The sequence below is a fragment of the Pseudoalteromonas sp. 10-33 genome, from assembly GCF_001469195.1.
Lineage (GTDB): Bacteria > Pseudomonadota > Gammaproteobacteria > Enterobacterales > Alteromonadaceae > Pseudoalteromonas.
On record NZ_LOFI01000026.1, the window covers coordinates 144,332 to 160,102 of the forward strand.

Sequence of the window (15,771 nt, forward strand, 5' to 3'; positions counted from 1 at the left end):
GTTTCAAAACTAATAAAATTAGCTGTTTAGATTTCCATCAATTCAGCTTCTTTCGCTGTTAATTGCGTATCCATTTCTTTGATAAATTTATCTGTTAACTTTTGAATTGCATCTTCACCTTGGCGCGCTTCGTCTTCAGAAATATCTTTATCTTTTAATAGTGTTTTAATGTCACCATTAGCATCACGACGAATATTACGAACGGCAACACGGCCGCCTTCTACTTCGCCACGTACAATTTTAATTAAATCTTTACGACGCTCTTCCGTAAGAGGAGGAAGTGGCACACGGATAACTGTACCCGCTGACATAGGGTTTAAACCTAAGTCAGAAGCCATAATCGCTTTTTCCACGGCTTGTGCTAATGACTTATCAAAAACACCAATAGCAAGCGTACGTGAATCTTCTATTGTTACATTTGCAACTTGATTTAACGGTGTAGGAGCACCGTAGTAAGACACCATAATACCATCTAAAATTGCAGGGTGAGCACGGCCAGTACGAATTTTAGAAAGTTGGCTACCTAGTGCTGCTACACTCTTTTGCATGCGCGCTTGCGCATCTTTTTGAATATCGTTAATCACGGTTCAATCCTAATTATTTGATTACTTCATCTGAGGCTTGTGAAGAGATAAGTGTTCCTTCTTCTTCACCCATAATTACGCGTTTTAACGCGCCTGATTTATTCATGTTAAATACGCTCAATGGCATATTATGATCGCGGGCTAAAGTAAAGGCCGCTAAATCCATAACTTTTAATTCTTTATCAATAATTTCATTGTAGCTTAAATGACGGTAAAGCGTCGCCTCTGGGTTTTTCACAGGATCGTCACTAAATACACCATCAACCTTCGTTGCTTTAATTACTGTATCAGCTTCAATTTCAATACCACGTAAACACGCAGCAGAATCTGTAGTGAAAAACGGGTTACCCGTACCCGCTGCAAAAATAACAACGCGGCCAGTTTTTAATAAGCTGATTGCTTCAGCCCAGTTGTACGCATCACATACACCATTAAGTGGAATAGCAGACATTAAACGACAATTTACAAATGCACGATGCAGCGCATCACGCATTGCAAGGCCATTCATTACCGTTGCCAGCATACCCATGTGGTCACCAACAACTCGGTTCATACCCGCTTCGGCTAATGACCCACCGCGTAAAAAATTACCGCCGCCAATAACTAAACCCACTTCTACGTCGAGCTCTACTAACTCTTTAATTTCTTGTGCCATACGGTCTAAAACTTTAGGGTCGATGCCGAAGCCTTCGTCTCCCATTAAAGCTTCACCACTTAATTTGAGAAGAACACGTCTAAAAATAGGTTTACGATTGATAGTCATAGTATTGGGGCCAACTTTTATTGAATTATGGATAAAAAATAACCGCGCTTATGATAAACATAAAAGCGCGGTTATTTTAAAGAATTTCTATGCGTGACGCAAAACCAAATAGTACTTTAATTGCATCTAATTTCCTTATGCATCACAAATAGTCAATCTTACTGACCTTTAGCGGCTGCAATTTGAGCAGCAACTTCAGCAGCAAAATCTTCTTCTTTCTTCTCGATACCTTCACCAACTTCTACACGTACAAAGCCAGTAACTGTTGCGTTTTTCTCTTTAAGAACATCGCCAACAGATTTTTTAGGTTCCATGATGAAAGCTTGACCAGTAAGAGAAACCTCACCAGTAAACTTCTTCATGCGACCAACAACCATTTTTTCAGCGATTTCAGCAGGCTTGCCTTCGTTCATCGCGATATCGATTTGAACTTGCTTCTCTTTTTCTACAACATCTGCAGGAACATCAGCAGGTGTTAAGTACTCAGGGCTTGAAGCAGCAACGTGCATTGCAACGTGCTTAAGTGTTTCTTCATCAGCAACACCCGCAACAACAACACCAATACGCTCACCGTGACGGTACTCAACTAGGTTTTCACCAGCGATGTACTGTAGGCGACGTACGTTGATGTTTTCGCCAATTTTCGTTACTAGCTCAACACGGTCTTCTTCAAACTTAGCTTGTAAGTCTTCGATAGAGATTGTTTCAGCGATTGCAGCGTCAGCAACTTTGTTAGCAAATGCTAAGAAGCTTACGTCTTTTGCAACGAAGTCTGTTTGACAGTTAACTTCAACAAGTACAGCAACACCCGCATTTTGCTTGATGATGATAGTACCTTCAGCAGCAATGTTACCTGCTTTTTTAGCAGCCTTTGCAGCACCGCTCTTACGCATGTTTTCAATCGCTAACTCGATGTCGCCATCAGTCTCAGTTAACGCTTTTTTACAATCCATCATGCCAGCGCCTGTACGCTCGCGTAATTCTTTAACTAGGGCAGTAGTTACAGCCATTAGTAAATCCTCAAATCTGAAATCTGGTTTAGATAAGCGGGTTACCCGCTCTACAAGAATAGCAAGTCTTCACCCTAATAAGATGAAGACTTGATGACAGCTAATTACTCAGCTTCAACGAAATCGTCATTCTCAGCTTGAGCAACGATGTTATTCTCGCGACCTTCAGTGATAGCAGCTGCAACAGCGCTAGTGTAAAGGGTTACAGCACGGATAGCATCATCGTTACCAGGAACGATGAAATCAACGCCGTCTGGATTAGAGTTAGTATCTACGATTGCAACAACAGGAATACCTAGGTTGTTAGCTTCACGGATAGCAATGTGCTCGTGGTCAGCATCGATAACAAAGATCGCGTCTGGAAGACCGCCCATGTTTTTGATACCACCAAGGCTCTTTTCAAGCTTTTCCATTTCGCGGTTAAGCATTAACGTTTCTTTCTTAGTTAATTTCTCGAAAGTACCGTCTTGGCTTTGGATTTCAAGGTCTTTAAGACGCTTGATTGATTGACGTACTGTTTTCCAGTTAGTCAACATGCCACCTAACCAGCGGTGGTTAACGTAAAACTGATCGCTCGCGATAGCAGCTTCTTTTACTGCGTCGCTTGCTGCGCGCTTAGTACCAACGAAAAGAACTTTACCTTTGTTTGCAGCAGCGCCAGTTAAAAACTTAAGTGCGTTGTTGAACATTGGTACAGTTTGCTCAAGGTTGATGATATGTACACGGTTACGAGTGCCGAAGATGAAAGGCTTCATCTTAGGGTTCCAGTAACGTGCTTGGTGACCAAAGTGAACACCAGCTTGAAGCATGTCGCGCATTGAAACGTTTGCCATTTTATAGATCCTCTATAGTTGTTTAGGGTTAGGCCTCCACATATCCCATAGCACCAACACCGAAGTATTTAAACTTCTAATGCACCCAAGTGTATGTGACGATACGTGTGTGTGTTAAAATCAAATTGTGTTTGCCTTAAATACAAAAAATCATTTAAGAATTTATTTGTAAAAAGACGGCGCGCTTTATACCATATTAAAATTAAATACTCAACATCGCGTGCAAAAATTATGCAGCGATAAAATGTTAAAAACGCAACTTTGGAGCCTCAATGAGCGCTATTATCAAGACCCCTGAAGAAATAGAGAAAATGCGCGTAGCTGGTCGCTTAGCAGCAGAAGTACTTGAAATGATCGGCCCACATGTCGTGCCGGGGATCACCACTGATGAGCTAAATACACTTTGTCATGATTATATTGTTAACGAGCAAAAAGCAGTTCCTGCCCCGTTAAATTATCACGGTTTTCCAAAATCAATTTGCACCTCTGTTAACCATGTAATTTGTCATGGTATTCCTAACGACAAACCGTTAAAAGAAGGTGACAGCGTAAATATAGACATCACCGTTATTAAAGATGGCTATCACGGTGATACATCTAAAATGTTTCACGTAGGTAAACCTAATATTCAAGGTAAACGTCTCGCAGAAGTCACCCAAGAGAGCTTATACCTTGCCATTAAAATGGTAAAGCCGGGTGTACGTTTAGGTGACATTGGCGAAGCAATTCAAAAATACGCAGAGAGCTTTAACTACTCAATCGTACGTGAATACTGTGGCCACGGTATTGGTAGCGAATTTCACGAAGAACCACAAGTAATGCATTACGGTAAAGCCGGTACAGGTGAAACATTAAAAGCCGGTATGTGTTTGACCATTGAGCCAATGGTTAATGCGGGTAAACGTCAATGTAAACTACTTAAAGACGATTGGACTGTTGTTACACGTGACCGCAGCTTGTCTGCACAGTGGGAACACACGTTATTAGTGACTGAAAATGGTGTTGAAATTTTAACGCTACGATCAGATGATACTATCGACAGGATTATCGAACACTAATAAACCGACGCAGTTGATAGTACGTTTATCAATGTGGAAGGTTCAATGAGGAGCCAGCCCACGTGGCATTACCCAACAAAGTAAAAAAGTTGCTTAGCGATGCTGAGCAACTGAGTGACTATCGCGATTGTTCTAGCTATTTTTATAAATGGTTACATAACGAGTTTTCAAAGCAACCGGTTGGTAATTTAATTAATGCCCGGGCTGAGTTTATCGACCGCCTGTTGATCAAGTTATTTCATGTTTATGACTTATCTCATGAACCTGATCTAGCATTGATTGCCGTGGGCGGTTATGGACGCGGTGAGCTCCATCCTTATTCAGATATCGACTTTTTGTTGCTTGTTACAGAGCAACCAAGTGAAAGCGTATGTGAAAAAATTGGCCAATTTGTGACTATGCTGTGGGATCTCAATTTAGAAATTGGCCACAGCGTGCGCACTATTGATCAAGCAATAGAGCAAAAACGTGAAGACGTAACCTTTGCCACCAGCCTACTGGAAAGTCGTCTTATTTTTGGTAATCACATTGAGTTCGAAAAGCTTAAAAACTTTATACTCGAAACGCCAGTGTGGGGCTCTAATGACTTTTTTGAAGCCAAGGTACAAGAGCAAAACCTGCGTCACCGTAAATGCCATGGTACAGCTTACAACCTAGAACCAAACATAAAAGAAAACCCAGGTGGTCTACGCGATTTACAAACTATTATTTGGGTAGCCAAAAAACACTTTAGAGCCGAAACACTTCAAGAGCTTATAAATCATGGCTACTTAACCCATGAAGAGTTTCAAGAGCTATCAGAGTGCCTAGAAAACCTGTGGAATATTCGTTTTGCACTACACTTGGCTGCCGGACGCTCAGAAAACCGTTTACTGTTTGATCATCAACCCCTGGCCGCAGAAATACTTGGCTTTGGTAGCGATGGTAAAGCGTCGGTTGAGCGAATGATGAAGCGCTTATTTCGTATCATGAGCCGTGTACGCGAACTCAATCAAATGCTGCTTTCGTATTTTGAGCAAAGCATTTCACCACTGAGCAGCGAAGCAGTCGTTGAAGTACTCGACAGAAACTTTGAGCGTGTTGGCCATCAAATTCGTGTAAAAGACCCATCTGTATTTTTTAGACGCGACCAGCTTTTTGTCCTGTTTGAGCACATTGCAGAAAATCCAGAAATAACCCACATTTACCCAAGCACCATTCGAACTATTCGCCAAGTGCGCCGTCGTTTATTGGGTGACCTGCAAGATTACGCAGCCTGTCGTGAAGCCTTTTTACGCTTGGTAAAACACCCTAACGGTATGGGCCGTGCATTCACACTTATGCACAAACACGGCATGCTTGCAGCTTACTTACCACAATGGCGTAATATATTTGGACAAATGCAGTTTGACTTATTTCATGCCTACACGGTAGATGAGCACACCCACAAATTAATCAATAATATTTACCAATATTTTGATAAAACGGGCGTGAGTGAGTTTCCAATTTGTAGTGAAATAGTGACCCGTATGGATAAACCTGAGCTTTTATATTTAGCCGGTATTTTTCATGATATTGCAAAAGGCCGTGGAGGCGATCATTCAGAGCTTGGCTCTGTTGATGCCATTGCATTTGCTAAATTACATGGCTTCCCATCATCCGATGGCAAGCTTATAGCATGGCTTGTTGGTAACCACTTACTTATGTCGGTAACTGCACAGCGTAAAGATATAAACGACCCGGGTGTAATTAAAGACTTTGCAACACGCGTAAAAACAGAGCGTCAACTCGACTACCTCTATTGTTTGACCGTGGCAGATATTCGGGCCACCAACGACAACCTATGGAACGATTGGAAAAACACCCTACTACGCGAACTTTATTTGCACACACAACGTGCATTGCGTCTAGGCCTTGAAAACCCAATGGACCAACGCGACCAAATCCGTGATAAAAAGCACCAAGCAAAACAGCGCTTACTTAACCTAGGGTACCTTGAAGAAAAAATTGATCTAATTTGGAGCCGCTTCAAAGCAAACTACTTTACTGCATTTAGCGAGCAACAAATATCGTGGCAAACCGAGCATCTAGTAAATAGCACCGATTTAAGTCAACCGAGTGTAATTGTATCAAATGCGCCGATGCACGGTGGCACACAAGTTTTTGTTTATAGTCCCTACTCGGGTGCCCTATTCGCCCGTTTAGTAAACATAATTGGTACTAAAAAAGCACAAATCCAACATGCACAAGTACTCACCACTAAAGATGGTTACGTACTATTTAGTTTTGTAATTCTTGAAGTGAGTGGCGACCCTATCGCAAGCAGCCGTTCGCAATCGATTAAACGCGGCCTTGAGCAAGCACTTAACGACCCACGTAAAAAAATTCGCTTTAAAAAGAGCCGCTCGCAACGTTTTAAAGACTTTAACATTAAGCCTAAAATAGTGCTTCGCCCTCATGCTCGTAAAGATCGCAGCTTAATTGAAATACAAGCTGTTGATATACCGGGCCTACTAACCAAAATAGCCGAAGTTTTCCAAGCACATTTACTACACATTCACGCAGCCCGAATCACAACGGTAGGTGAACGTGCAGAGGATTTCTTTGTTGTATCTAATAACGAATATCAAGCGCTAACCGATGAAGAGCAAGCAAAAATTCATCAGGCATTGCGTAAAAAATTCAACGCCGAAACAGAATAAGAGGACATACATGTCAGATTTAAAAACAATGATCGAAAACGCATGGGACAACCGCGACAGCATTAGCCCAAGCACAGTATCAAGCGATGTAAAGCAAGCTATTATCGACGCATTAGAGCTGCTCGACAGCGGTGCTGCCCGCGTTGCTGAAAAAATATCAGGCGAATGGGTTGTACACCAATGGCTTAAAAAAGCCGTATTATTGTCGTTTCGTATTCGCGACAATCAACCAATGAACGACGGCGTAAACCAATTTTACGACAAAGTGCCGCTTAAATTTAGCGACTACACGCCGGAGCAATTTCAGCAAGGCGGCATGCGCGTAGTACCAAACGCAGTAGCCCGTAAAGGCAGCTTTGTAGGTAGAAATGTCGTGCTTATGCCATCGTACGTAAACATTGGTGCCTACGTTGACGAAGGTACCATGGTTGATACATGGGCCACTGTAGGCTCGTGTGCACAAATTGGTAAGAATGTGCATTTATCGGGCGGTGTTGGCATTGGCGGCGTTTTAGAACCACTACAAGCTAACCCAACCATTATTGAAGACAACTGTTTTATTGGCGCACGTTCTGAAATTGTTGAAGGCGTAGTAGTCGAAGAAGGCGCTGTAATTTCAATGGGCGTTTACATCAGCCAAAGCACCCGTATTTACGACCGCGAAACTGGCGAAATTCACTACGGCCGCGTACCAGCAGGCGCAGTAGTAGTGCCAGGTGCACTACCGTCAAAAGATGGCACACACAGCCTATACGCTGCAATTATCGTGAAAAAAGTAGATCAACAAACACGTGAAAAAGTAGGCATAAACGCCCTACTTCGCTCAATTGATGATTAAAAAGAAACTAATAACATTAGAATAAATTATTGATGAAAAAATAAGGCTCTGAACCTCTTTAATTTAGAGCCTTATCTTTTTTTTCATAGTTATGATTAACTTTACGTTAATACCCAAAAAAGTACATCTACCATTTTGAATAATGATCTTCCACTAAGCCCCACTGCCCGTTAAGTATTATCACTTCATTTGGAAGAGTTATTTCACCGAAGTAACGACCAATTTTTTGTGTGAAATTCGTCGCCACAATTAGTAAGTTCGTTTTATCAAAGCGGTGACTTACAGGTTCAAAAATAAGATTAATCATGCCGTCGTTTGAGTGGAGTTCCCACTTAGCACAATCAGTTTTATTGCCATAACGGTTAAATTTAAAATCAACCATATCAATTTTGTATAGCTTGCCATCAAGCCAAATGGCATTTTCAGTAAATCCTGTTTCAATTACACCTGCTGAAAGGTTTAATCCTAAATTGCGTCCATTTGGTAGTTTACAGGCAAGGCTTGCCCAATTCCAAAACGTTTCACGACGCATATAGCCTGCACTCCAATCTACACAGGCAAGTGCATTGATACTGCTAAAATCGTAGTGGGTATTGTTTAACAAAAGCGTACCATGGCAATTTAGCCCTGCTGATTTTTGGGTAAAATGAAAACCTGCATAACCAGCCCGTGCGCATACACTCAAAGGGATATAATTATCTGACTCGTTAATTATTGCATCAAGGGACAGTGTGGTGCTTATTTTAACTGTTACCTTTCGCTCTCCGGGTCTGTCTGTTGTATTAATGTAAACGCTATTATCACCCTTTTTAAAATAACTATTGCCTGAATTTGGCTGAGGCTCAATGAGTGTGTCTTTAGAAAATAGATTTACAAAGCTGTACTCGTTTAGCTGATTTGTTTTTAAATTATAAACATAAACAAAGCAGTTACTGGCAATTTTCAGATCAACGATCGCAAGCCCAACGACTAATTCTTCGCAAGTAATGCTTATAAATTGGAACTGGTTAAACTTAAGTTTTTTTGCAAGCATACCGCATGGCTTATCCATTGAGTTTCTTAAGTCAAAATCCAAGTAATTAATATGTTTAACCCCTTGCGGGAATAAACCAAAGTTAGCCTGTCCATCAGGGTTAATCAGCTGCAGTTTTGTTGCCATGTAACCATCCTTTTTTATACAGACTATATTATTATCAGACACAAAATAATCAACCTAGAAGATAACTACATGGTATATATTTGTTTTGTTATCCATATGCTTTTTTTGTAACAATTTTGATTGTAAAGGGTGATAATTTAACAACGTCAATAAAAAAAGCACTTATAAAAATAAGTGCTTTTAGTTTGCTCAATTAATTTATTATTACAGTGCGTTAAACACGTCGTCTGTTTTAGCTGCGCAAATAAAGTCGTTTTTGTGCAGGCCTTTAATTGAATGGCTCCACCATGTAACAGTTACTTTGCCCCACTCGGTCAATAAACCTGGGTGGTGGCCTTCGTCTTCTGCCATGTCGCCAACTTTATTGGTAAACGCGATAGCTTGCTTAAAGTTTTTAAATTTATAAACACGTTCAAGCTGCATAATGCCGTCGCGTACTTCAGGTACCCAGTCTGGGATTTTAGTAATTAATTGTGCAAGCTCTTCGTCAGACACTTTTGGTGCATCTACGTGGCAAGCTTCGCATTTTTGTTCACTTAATGAAGACATCTTAAATCCTTACTTTAGCGTTTCTTTTTAAATTAAAGTTAACTGGCTAATTTTTCTTTTGGTGGAAATTTCGGGTCATGCAAACCAAGCGCTTTAGCTTGCTCTACCAAAGTCATAATATCCATTTGCGATATATCAAACAGATCATGAATCGAATTAATGGTGTAGTACTGTGGCTGCATAATATCAATACGGTACGGCGTACGCAGCACATCAATGACGCTCATTGGCGTTATATCTGGTGTATCTGAATACACGTATTGCGTTTCACCCGGGCTTGATAAAATACCGCCGCCGTAAATCCGCAGGCCGTTTTCGGTTTGCATTAAACCAAACTCAACGGTAAACCAGTACATACGAGCTAAGTATACGCGATCTTTTTTCTGTGCTGCGTACCCTAATTGGCCATATTTATGTGTAAATTCGGCAAAGTCAGGGTTGGTTAGCATGGCGCAGTGACCAAATATTTCATGAAAAATATCTGGCTCTTGAAGATAGTCAAACTCTTCACGGCTACGAATAAACGTGGCAACCGGAAATTGTTTGTTTGCCAACAACCTAAAAAACTCATCAAAATCGATAAGTGCTGGCACTGGCGCAACCTGCCAGCCAGTAGTGGCAAGAAGTACCTCATTAAGCTCACTTAGTTGCGGTATACGATCGTGTGGAAGATTTATTTTTTTAAGCCCCTCCATGTACTCATCGCAGGCCTTGCCTTCAATGCATTCAAGTTGACGTGCCACTAGCTCTGACCAAATTTTATTTTCTTCTTCGCTCCAGTGTATGACGCCATTTTCGTCTGGTGTTTTGGAGGTGTATTTACTTGATTTAGCCATAAGTACCTTCTTGGGTGTGTACCCTAAATGTGTGTCAGTGTGATACTCAAGATTAATGAATATCTAATGCAGCCATACTATGCAAAAGTGAACAAAAGTTTAATAGATGGGCTAACATCTGTGCTTGGCACGATTACACAAACTGTAAATTAAAAATTACAGCGATGGTGCTTTTAATGTACAGCCCCAAATTTAAAGGCATTTAGGCTATATTAATATGTATATAAAAAATTACACCTAAACTATTTGAGCAAATGATTGGTCTAAATCGCTAATAATGTCGTTAACATCTTCAAGCCCAACCGAAAGCCTGATCAGCCCATCACTTATTCCAGCAGCAGCTCGCTCCTCTGGTGTATAAGGAGAATGAGTCATAGAAGCTGGGTGCTGAATGAGTGTTTCAGCATCGCCGAGACTGACAGCAAGTGTACAAAGCTTCATGCTATCAATAAATTGGGCGCCTTGTTGTAAGGTGCCTTTTATTTCAAACGCAATTACGCCGCCTGCAGCTTTCATTTGATTACCAATAAATTTATACCCTGGATGAGATTTAAGCCCTGGGTAATAAACAATATTAACCTGCGGGTGCGCCTCTAAGTATTCGGCTACTGTTTGGGCACTTTGACAGTGACGCTCCATGCGTATGGCTAAGGTTTTTAATCCGCGATTTATAAGCCATGCGTCGTGTGGGCTTATGGTTGCACCAATGTCTTTTAGTACGGTCATTTTAATTAGGGTGATATGCTCAAGCGATCCACACACAAGTCCTGCCACTACGTCGCCATGGCCATTTATGTATTTGGTGGCACTGTGCATAATTATATCAATGCCATATTGTTTTGGTGATTGCAGCAGCGGCGTTAAAAAGGTGTTGTCGACCACGCTAATTAAATTGTGCTGTTTAGCAATAGCGCCAATAAGTGCTAGATCAATTACAGCCATTGTTGGGTTTATAGGTGTTTCTACAAATATCATTTTTGAATTTGGTTTAATCGCAGCGCGAAGTTCGGCTTCATTGGTCATATCAACAAACGTCACTTCGATTCCCCAACGCGGTAACATGTGTGCAAAAAATGCGAATGTACATCCATACAATGCACTTGAGGCCACTAGGTGGTCGCCCTGTGATAAAAAGCTCAATACCGATGCAGACACAGCGCCCATACCGGTAGCCGTTGCCGCAGCCGCTTCACAGCCTTCTAGCTGTGCTATTTTTTGTTCAAGCTCGGTGGTTGTTGGGTTACCTAGACGAGTGTAAATATAGCCTGGTTCGTCTCCTGCAAAACGTGCGGCACCTTGTGCTGCATTTTCAAAATGAAAGGTTGATGTTTGGTATAACGGAGAGGTTAATGCGCCATGAGGATCGTTTGCTTTTTGCGGGCCATGAATACATTGTGTATGAAGATGATGCTTGGTCATTATCTTTGTGCTCATTTTTATTATGTGTTGTTAGTGACATAGATAAAAGCGTACCACAGTTTAAATCACAAGCATGCCGGATGCTCAGATGGCTATTTGTGCAAAGTTTACCCGCTTAGCTGTACACAAATATTTCCATGCTATTGTGTAGGCTCTGTTTTTCCTCGTTTTATAATTTTACCTGCAATACTTTGTACGGTCTCTTTTAGCAAGCTCCGCTTGTGCTCGAGCCTTGGTAAAGGGCGACTTAGCTCCATAGCTTTGTAACCTATACGCGCTGTAAAAATACCAGCGCTGACACCTTGTGCTGCTCGCCCAGAAAGTTTACCCAATAACTCAGCACTTAGCGCCGTTGCCGCTAAATCAGATACCAGCTCAGCACTACCTACAAACATGACTTGCTTTATCAGCATGCGATAAAGCTTAATTCGACTAGCATAGCCAAATCCAATGCCATAAATTTTACCAATTTGCTCTATTAGCTTGGTGCCACGCCACAATACTGCCATCATATCCACTAGCGCAATTGGGCTCAGGGCAACTAATAATGCGGACTCGGTTGCGAAACGATTTATAAGCTTTTTCGCTTGAGTATCTTGGGTGACCAATAAGCTATTTGCGTATAGTGTCATTATTTCTTTATCGCTGTGATGCTCTGCAACTTGGCTTTTAAAAGTGTCGAAATTATCAAGCTGTTGGTGTTTATTTAACTTTTCAAGCCAAGGCAATGCTCCACCTACTTGCTCACTATTTAAAAGTCTATCGGCTTCAACTCTATGCAACTGGTTACGTTTTAAACTGCGCAACATTGAATATTCTCGCCACAACATTCGTCCAATTAATAATACACCGCTGACAACGGCGGTTAAATAAACACTGCCTAAAATAATAGATTGCTGAAATGTAAATACTAACGAAAACGCAAACTCTAAAAGTACAAGCACAATAAAGCTAATCGCAAAAATACCTTTTAAGGTTTGCCATTTTGATTTTTTATAAACTGGAGTTAGGTCAATTTCAGGCTCAAGTGTTTCGTCATCAAAGTCATCGCTATCATTACTTTGCCCGTGTTCAATCACTTTTGCAGGAACTAAAGCGGGTTCAATTTGTTCAACATCTTGTGTGTCTATTCGGCGACCAGCTTGAAACTGCGGTTGTGTCTCATTCATGATAATTTGTCTCCTAACAAGTACTGCATTACATGATCAAGGCGAATGTGTTTTAGTTGTTTATCAGGGCATGGCATGGGCGTAAACGATAAAAACTCAAAACCTTGTGCGGGCCATTCAGCTTTACTAAGCATGCGCCTCGGCGGCTGTGGCGGTAAATAAGTTAACCAGTCTTGCTCGTTTAAAGGTTTACCATAAATACAATCAAGCGTTTCGCCTTTATCGGCAACTTGGCGAGGCTGCGTTGCAGCAATTGACGATATTGCCATGGTTTCTATTTGTACACCGTCAAATTTTAAGTGATTGCTTTGCTCATGCACCAGTGAATCAAGCAGTAGTGCTAAGTCTTTATGGTGCTTGGCACTGATGTGATCTGATTTATTTGCAGCAAACAGTATTTTATCGATATTAGGTTTAAATAAACGCTTAAAAAAGCCCGACTCACCGTAATTAAAGTGGGTGAGTAATTGATTTATTACGCTACTTTGCTCTTGGAGTGTTGCATGGCCTTCGTTTAAAGCGCTTAATACATCGACTAACACTATTTGACGGTCAAAATGTTTAAAATGCTCGTTGTAAAAAGGCTTAACCACTTCTTTGACATAGGCATTAAAGCGCTTAATCAGATGCTCTAAATTAGATCCCGCAATAATATCATCGCTATTAAACTGCTGAGAATTAACAGGGAAAAATAATAATAGCGGCGCGCCTTTTAAGTCGCCAGGCATAAGCATTCGCCCAGGTTGTAGCATGGCTAGCTTGGTGTCTTTTTTAAGACCCACCAGCATATGTTGGTAAAGCTCAGCAATTTGTGCAAGCAAGCTCTCATCAACTGGTGCGTTTAAGTCAAGCTGCTCAAGCGCATTTAAAAAATCATTAGACGTATTTACGCGCGGGTGTTGCAGTAATAAGGGGTATTGAAGTTCACACCACAGCCCATAGCTTTGCTCAAGCATGGGTAAGTCAAGTAACCACTCGCCGGGATAATCTATAATATCTAAATACAGCGTGGATTGAGGTGAAAAATGCCCACGTAAACCCGTATTGCTTTGATATTTTATTGCCAAACGAAGTGTATTAATGCGCTCCGTTGATGCTGGCCATTTTGGTTCGCCGTCACTTGGTAAAAGAGAATTAAGCGCACGCGTATAATCAAAAGTGGGAACGTTAAGCGCTTCTTGTGGTACAACTTTGGTAGCAATATGGCGATGCTCTCGCATTACGTCAAAAAACGGGAGGTTTTTATCGTTAGCTTGTGTCGTTAATTGCTTTACTAAGGCTGTAATAAAGGCGGTTTTACCGCTGCCACTTAACCCGGTAACAGCCAATTTTACATGCTGATCTAAACTTCGGTGAAGGGCTTTTTGTGCACTGCCTTTAATACTTTTAAAGGTCTTTTTAGCAAATGAAGTACGACTCATAATGGGCTAGCACTTCATTGATGCTTAATCACCTAATAAAGTGCCATTAAATCCTTTAAAGTTTATTGATTTCACGGCTTACCGTAAACTCGCTAGAGGTAACGTGGCGTTCCATATCTTGAAGGCGTGTATCTACTCGTGCTAAACGCTCTTTCAAATCTTGTAAAGCGCGGCGCGGTGGCTCACCCTTTTGCCATACTTTAAATTTTACTTCTAACGGATCGTCAGCTTTTGTTGAACTACTGGTATGTGCAGTCGTTGGCTCTTTTTTGTCTAAAATAAACCACGCTGCAATATACGCTACCACAAATAATGGGCCACCTGCTAGCAGTACCGCACTAACAAATATAATGCGAACTAACCATAACTCCATATTAAAGTAGTCACTTAATCCCGCACACACTCCGGCTATTTTACCGCGCTGTGGGTCTCTTAATAATTCGCGTTTGGCATTCATATTTTGCGTCTCCATTGTGGTGACTCTTGATCAAGCAATGCTTCAAGTGTTTCTACTCTATCAGCCATGCGTTCAGCTTTATGTGCTAGTTCGAGTAATTGGCGGTGTTCATGTTCACTTAAACCTTGGCTTACTTGCTTTTTGCTACGGTAGTGTAAAATTAACCACAGTGGCGCAACAAAAATCATAAATAAGATAAATGGTGCAACTAGTATCTCTGGATCAAACATAATCCTCTCCTGACAATCCGTTCAAATATGTTAAGCAGTGGGGCACATTACATGCCCCTGTATAAATTACTTATCAGCAAGCTTCTTTTTAAGTTCAGCTAGCTCATCATCAATTTTTTCATTTTTTTGTAAATCAGCAATTTCGTCTGCTAACGTTTGCTTACCTAAATCGTAAGACTCTATTTGAGATTCTAGTCCATCAATTTTAGTTTCGTAACGTTCAAAGCGATTAAGTGCGTCTTCTACTTTAGAGCTATCAAGTGCTTTTTTCACTTCTAGGCGCGACTCAGCTGAACGCTGGCGAAGAATTATTGCCTTTTGACGTGATTTAGCATCAGCTAACTTTTCTTGTAGTGTGGTCACTTCTTGCTGAAGCTTCTCAATATGAGACTCTACATGCTCAAGTTCACCTTCAACGGCACTCACTGCATCTGCCGACTTTTGCTTTTCGAGTAATGCTGAACGTGCTAAATCTTCGCGGTCTTTACTAAGTGCTAACTCAGCTTTTTCTTGCCAGTCACTTACTTGAACTTTAAGTGTATCTAGGCGGCGAACAATTTCCTTTTTCTCAGCCAAAGTTTTAGCTGACGTAGAACGAACCTCTACCAGTGTATCTTCCATTTCTTGGATAATCAGACGCACCATTTTTTCTGGGTCTTCTGCTTTATCTAAAATGGCATTGATATTAGAATTAACAATATCTGCAAAACGTGAAAAAATTCCCATAACATTTACCTCTGTAATTAAAACTTAGTTAGTCTGCT

The 15,771-nt window shown here is 41.1% G+C and carries 16 protein-coding genes; 3 read left to right on the forward strand and 13 right to left on the reverse strand.

The window, feature by feature from the left end; genetic code table 11:
• Positions 1 to 26 precede the first annotated feature (26 nt).
• From frr to rpsB, 4 genes are all read right to left on the reverse strand, one after another.
• Positions 27 to 548 (reverse strand): ribosome recycling factor, encoded by a 522-nt coding sequence (gene frr, locus ATS76_RS16050; protein WP_257903597.1) that lies wholly within the window; start codon positions 546 to 548, stop codon positions 27 to 29.
• Between the two features lie 49 nt (positions 549 to 597).
• On the reverse strand, positions 598 to 1,347 hold the full coding sequence (gene pyrH / locus ATS76_RS16055) for a UMP kinase (protein ID WP_006793634.1): 750 nt from the start codon (positions 1,345 to 1,347) through the stop codon (positions 598 to 600).
• A gap of 158 nt (positions 1,348 to 1,505) precedes the next feature.
• A complete protein-coding gene (tsf, locus tag ATS76_RS16060) occupies positions 1,506 to 2,357 on the reverse strand; it encodes a translation elongation factor Ts (RefSeq protein WP_058552876.1) in 852 nt (283 codons plus the stop codon).
• A gap of 104 nt (positions 2,358 to 2,461) precedes the next feature.
• Positions 2,462 to 3,190 carry a 30S ribosomal protein S2 gene (gene rpsB, locus ATS76_RS16065; protein ID WP_058405712.1) on the reverse strand — a complete coding sequence of 243 codons (729 nt, stop codon included), beginning with the start codon at positions 3,188 to 3,190 and terminating at the stop codon, positions 2,462 to 2,464.
• 272 nt (positions 3,191 to 3,462) lie between these two features.
• Between rpsB and map the strand changes: the two genes are divergently transcribed.
• The 3 genes from map (at position 3,463) to dapD (ending at position 7,767) form a co-directional block, all read left to right on the forward strand.
• Positions 3,463 to 4,248, forward strand: a complete 786-nt coding sequence (map, locus tag ATS76_RS16070) for a type I methionyl aminopeptidase (RefSeq protein ID WP_058405713.1) — start codon at positions 3,463 to 3,465, stop codon at positions 4,246 to 4,248.
• A gap of 62 nt (positions 4,249 to 4,310) precedes the next feature.
• Entirely contained in the window at positions 4,311 to 6,929 is a 2,619-nt protein-coding gene (gene glnD / locus ATS76_RS16075) for a [protein-PII] uridylyltransferase (RefSeq protein ID WP_058552877.1), read from the forward strand.
• A gap of 10 nt (positions 6,930 to 6,939) precedes the next feature.
• Positions 6,940 to 7,767: a 2,3,4,5-tetrahydropyridine-2,6-dicarboxylate N-succinyltransferase gene (gene dapD / locus ATS76_RS16080; RefSeq protein WP_058552878.1), complete on the forward strand. Its 828-nt coding sequence runs from the start codon at positions 6,940 to 6,942 to the stop codon at positions 7,765 to 7,767.
• Positions 7,768 to 7,894: 127 nt separating this feature from the next.
• On the opposite strand, the gene ATS76_RS16085 is transcribed toward dapD, so the two are convergent.
• The 9 genes from ATS76_RS16085 to pspA all read right to left on the reverse strand — a co-directional run bounded on the left by ATS76_RS16085 (position 7,895) and on the right by pspA (position 15,733).
• Positions 7,895 to 8,926 carry a DUF2804 domain-containing protein gene (locus ATS76_RS16085; RefSeq protein ID WP_058552879.1) on the reverse strand — a complete coding sequence of 344 codons (1,032 nt, stop codon included), beginning with the start codon at positions 8,924 to 8,926 and terminating at the stop codon, positions 7,895 to 7,897.
• 204 nt (positions 8,927 to 9,130) lie between these two features.
• Complete coding sequence (locus ATS76_RS16090) at positions 9,131 to 9,475, reverse strand: 4a-hydroxytetrahydrobiopterin dehydratase (RefSeq protein WP_006793641.1); 345 nt, start codon at positions 9,473 to 9,475, stop codon at positions 9,131 to 9,133.
• A 38-nt stretch (positions 9,476 to 9,513) separates the two neighbouring features.
• Complete coding sequence (gene phhA, locus ATS76_RS16095) at positions 9,514 to 10,311, reverse strand: phenylalanine 4-monooxygenase (protein ID WP_058552880.1); 798 nt, start codon at positions 10,309 to 10,311, stop codon at positions 9,514 to 9,516.
• Between the two features lie 237 nt (positions 10,312 to 10,548).
• Positions 10,549 to 11,730, reverse strand: coding sequence for a methionine gamma-lyase (gene megL, locus ATS76_RS16100; protein ID WP_058552881.1), 1,182 nt, complete (start codon positions 11,728 to 11,730; stop codon positions 10,549 to 10,551).
• Between the two features lie 140 nt (positions 11,731 to 11,870).
• Positions 11,871 to 12,899 (reverse strand): TIGR01620 family protein, encoded by a 1,029-nt coding sequence (locus ATS76_RS16105; protein ID WP_058552882.1) that lies wholly within the window; start codon positions 12,897 to 12,899, stop codon positions 11,871 to 11,873.
• Positions 12,896 to 14,320, reverse strand: coding sequence for a YcjX family protein (locus ATS76_RS16110; protein ID WP_058552883.1), 1,425 nt, complete (start codon positions 14,318 to 14,320; stop codon positions 12,896 to 12,898). Before ATS76_RS16110 ends, ATS76_RS16105 begins: the two co-directional genes overlap by 4 nt.
• A gap of 55 nt (positions 14,321 to 14,375) precedes the next feature.
• A complete protein-coding gene (pspC, locus tag ATS76_RS16115) occupies positions 14,376 to 14,777 on the reverse strand; it encodes an envelope stress response membrane protein PspC (protein ID WP_058552884.1) in 402 nt (133 codons plus the stop codon).
• Positions 14,774 to 15,007, reverse strand: coding sequence for an envelope stress response membrane protein PspB (gene pspB / locus ATS76_RS16120; RefSeq protein ID WP_058405720.1), 234 nt, complete (start codon positions 15,005 to 15,007; stop codon positions 14,774 to 14,776). The genes pspC and pspB overlap by 4 nt, the downstream gene beginning before the upstream one ends.
• Positions 15,008 to 15,073: 66 nt before the next feature.
• A complete protein-coding gene (gene pspA / locus ATS76_RS16125) occupies positions 15,074 to 15,733 on the reverse strand; it encodes a phage shock protein PspA (RefSeq protein ID WP_058405721.1) in 660 nt (219 codons plus the stop codon).
• Positions 15,734 to 15,771 lie beyond the last annotated feature (38 nt).

Bases quoted from the DNA above. Each gene is read 5' to 3' on its own strand.
- frr (WP_257903597.1), bottom strand. From the start codon at position 548: ATGCAAAAGAGTGTAGCAGCACTAGGTAGCCAACTTTCTAAAATTCGT.
- pyrH (WP_006793634.1), bottom strand. From the start codon at position 1,347: ATGACTATCAATCGTAAACCTATTTTTAGACGTGTTCTTCTCAAATTA.
- tsf (WP_058552876.1), bottom strand. From the start codon at position 2,357: ATGGCTGTAACTACTGCCCTAGTTAAAGAATTACGCGAGCGTACAGGC.
- rpsB (WP_058405712.1), bottom strand. From the start codon at position 3,190: ATGGCAAACGTTTCAATGCGCGACATGCTTCAAGCTGGTGTTCACTTT.
- map (WP_058405713.1), top strand. From the start codon at position 3,463: ATGAGCGCTATTATCAAGACCCCTGAAGAAATAGAGAAAATGCGCGTA.
- dapD (WP_058552878.1), top strand. From the start codon at position 6,940: ATGTCAGATTTAAAAACAATGATCGAAAACGCATGGGACAACCGCGAC.
- ATS76_RS16085 (WP_058552879.1), bottom strand. From the start codon at position 8,926: ATGGCAACAAAACTGCAGCTGATTAACCCTGATGGACAGGCTAACTTT.
- ATS76_RS16090 (WP_006793641.1), bottom strand. From the start codon at position 9,475: ATGTCTTCATTAAGTGAACAAAAATGCGAAGCTTGCCACGTAGATGCA.
- phhA (WP_058552880.1), bottom strand. From the start codon at position 10,311: ATGGCTAAATCAAGTAAATACACCTCCAAAACACCAGACGAAAATGGC.
- megL (WP_058552881.1), bottom strand. From the start codon at position 11,730: ATGACCAAGCATCATCTTCATACACAATGTATTCATGGCCCGCAAAAA.
- ATS76_RS16105 (WP_058552882.1), bottom strand. From the start codon at position 12,899: ATGAATGAGACACAACCGCAGTTTCAAGCTGGTCGCCGAATAGACACA.
- ATS76_RS16110 (WP_058552883.1), bottom strand. From the start codon at position 14,320: ATGAGTCGTACTTCATTTGCTAAAAAGACCTTTAAAAGTATTAAAGGC.
- pspC (WP_058552884.1), bottom strand. From the start codon at position 14,777: ATGAATGCCAAACGCGAATTATTAAGAGACCCACAGCGCGGTAAAATA.
- pspB (WP_058405720.1), bottom strand. From the start codon at position 15,007: ATGTTTGATCCAGAGATACTAGTTGCACCATTTATCTTATTTATGATT.
- pspA (WP_058405721.1), bottom strand. From the start codon at position 15,733: ATGGGAATTTTTTCACGTTTTGCAGATATTGTTAATTCTAATATCAAT.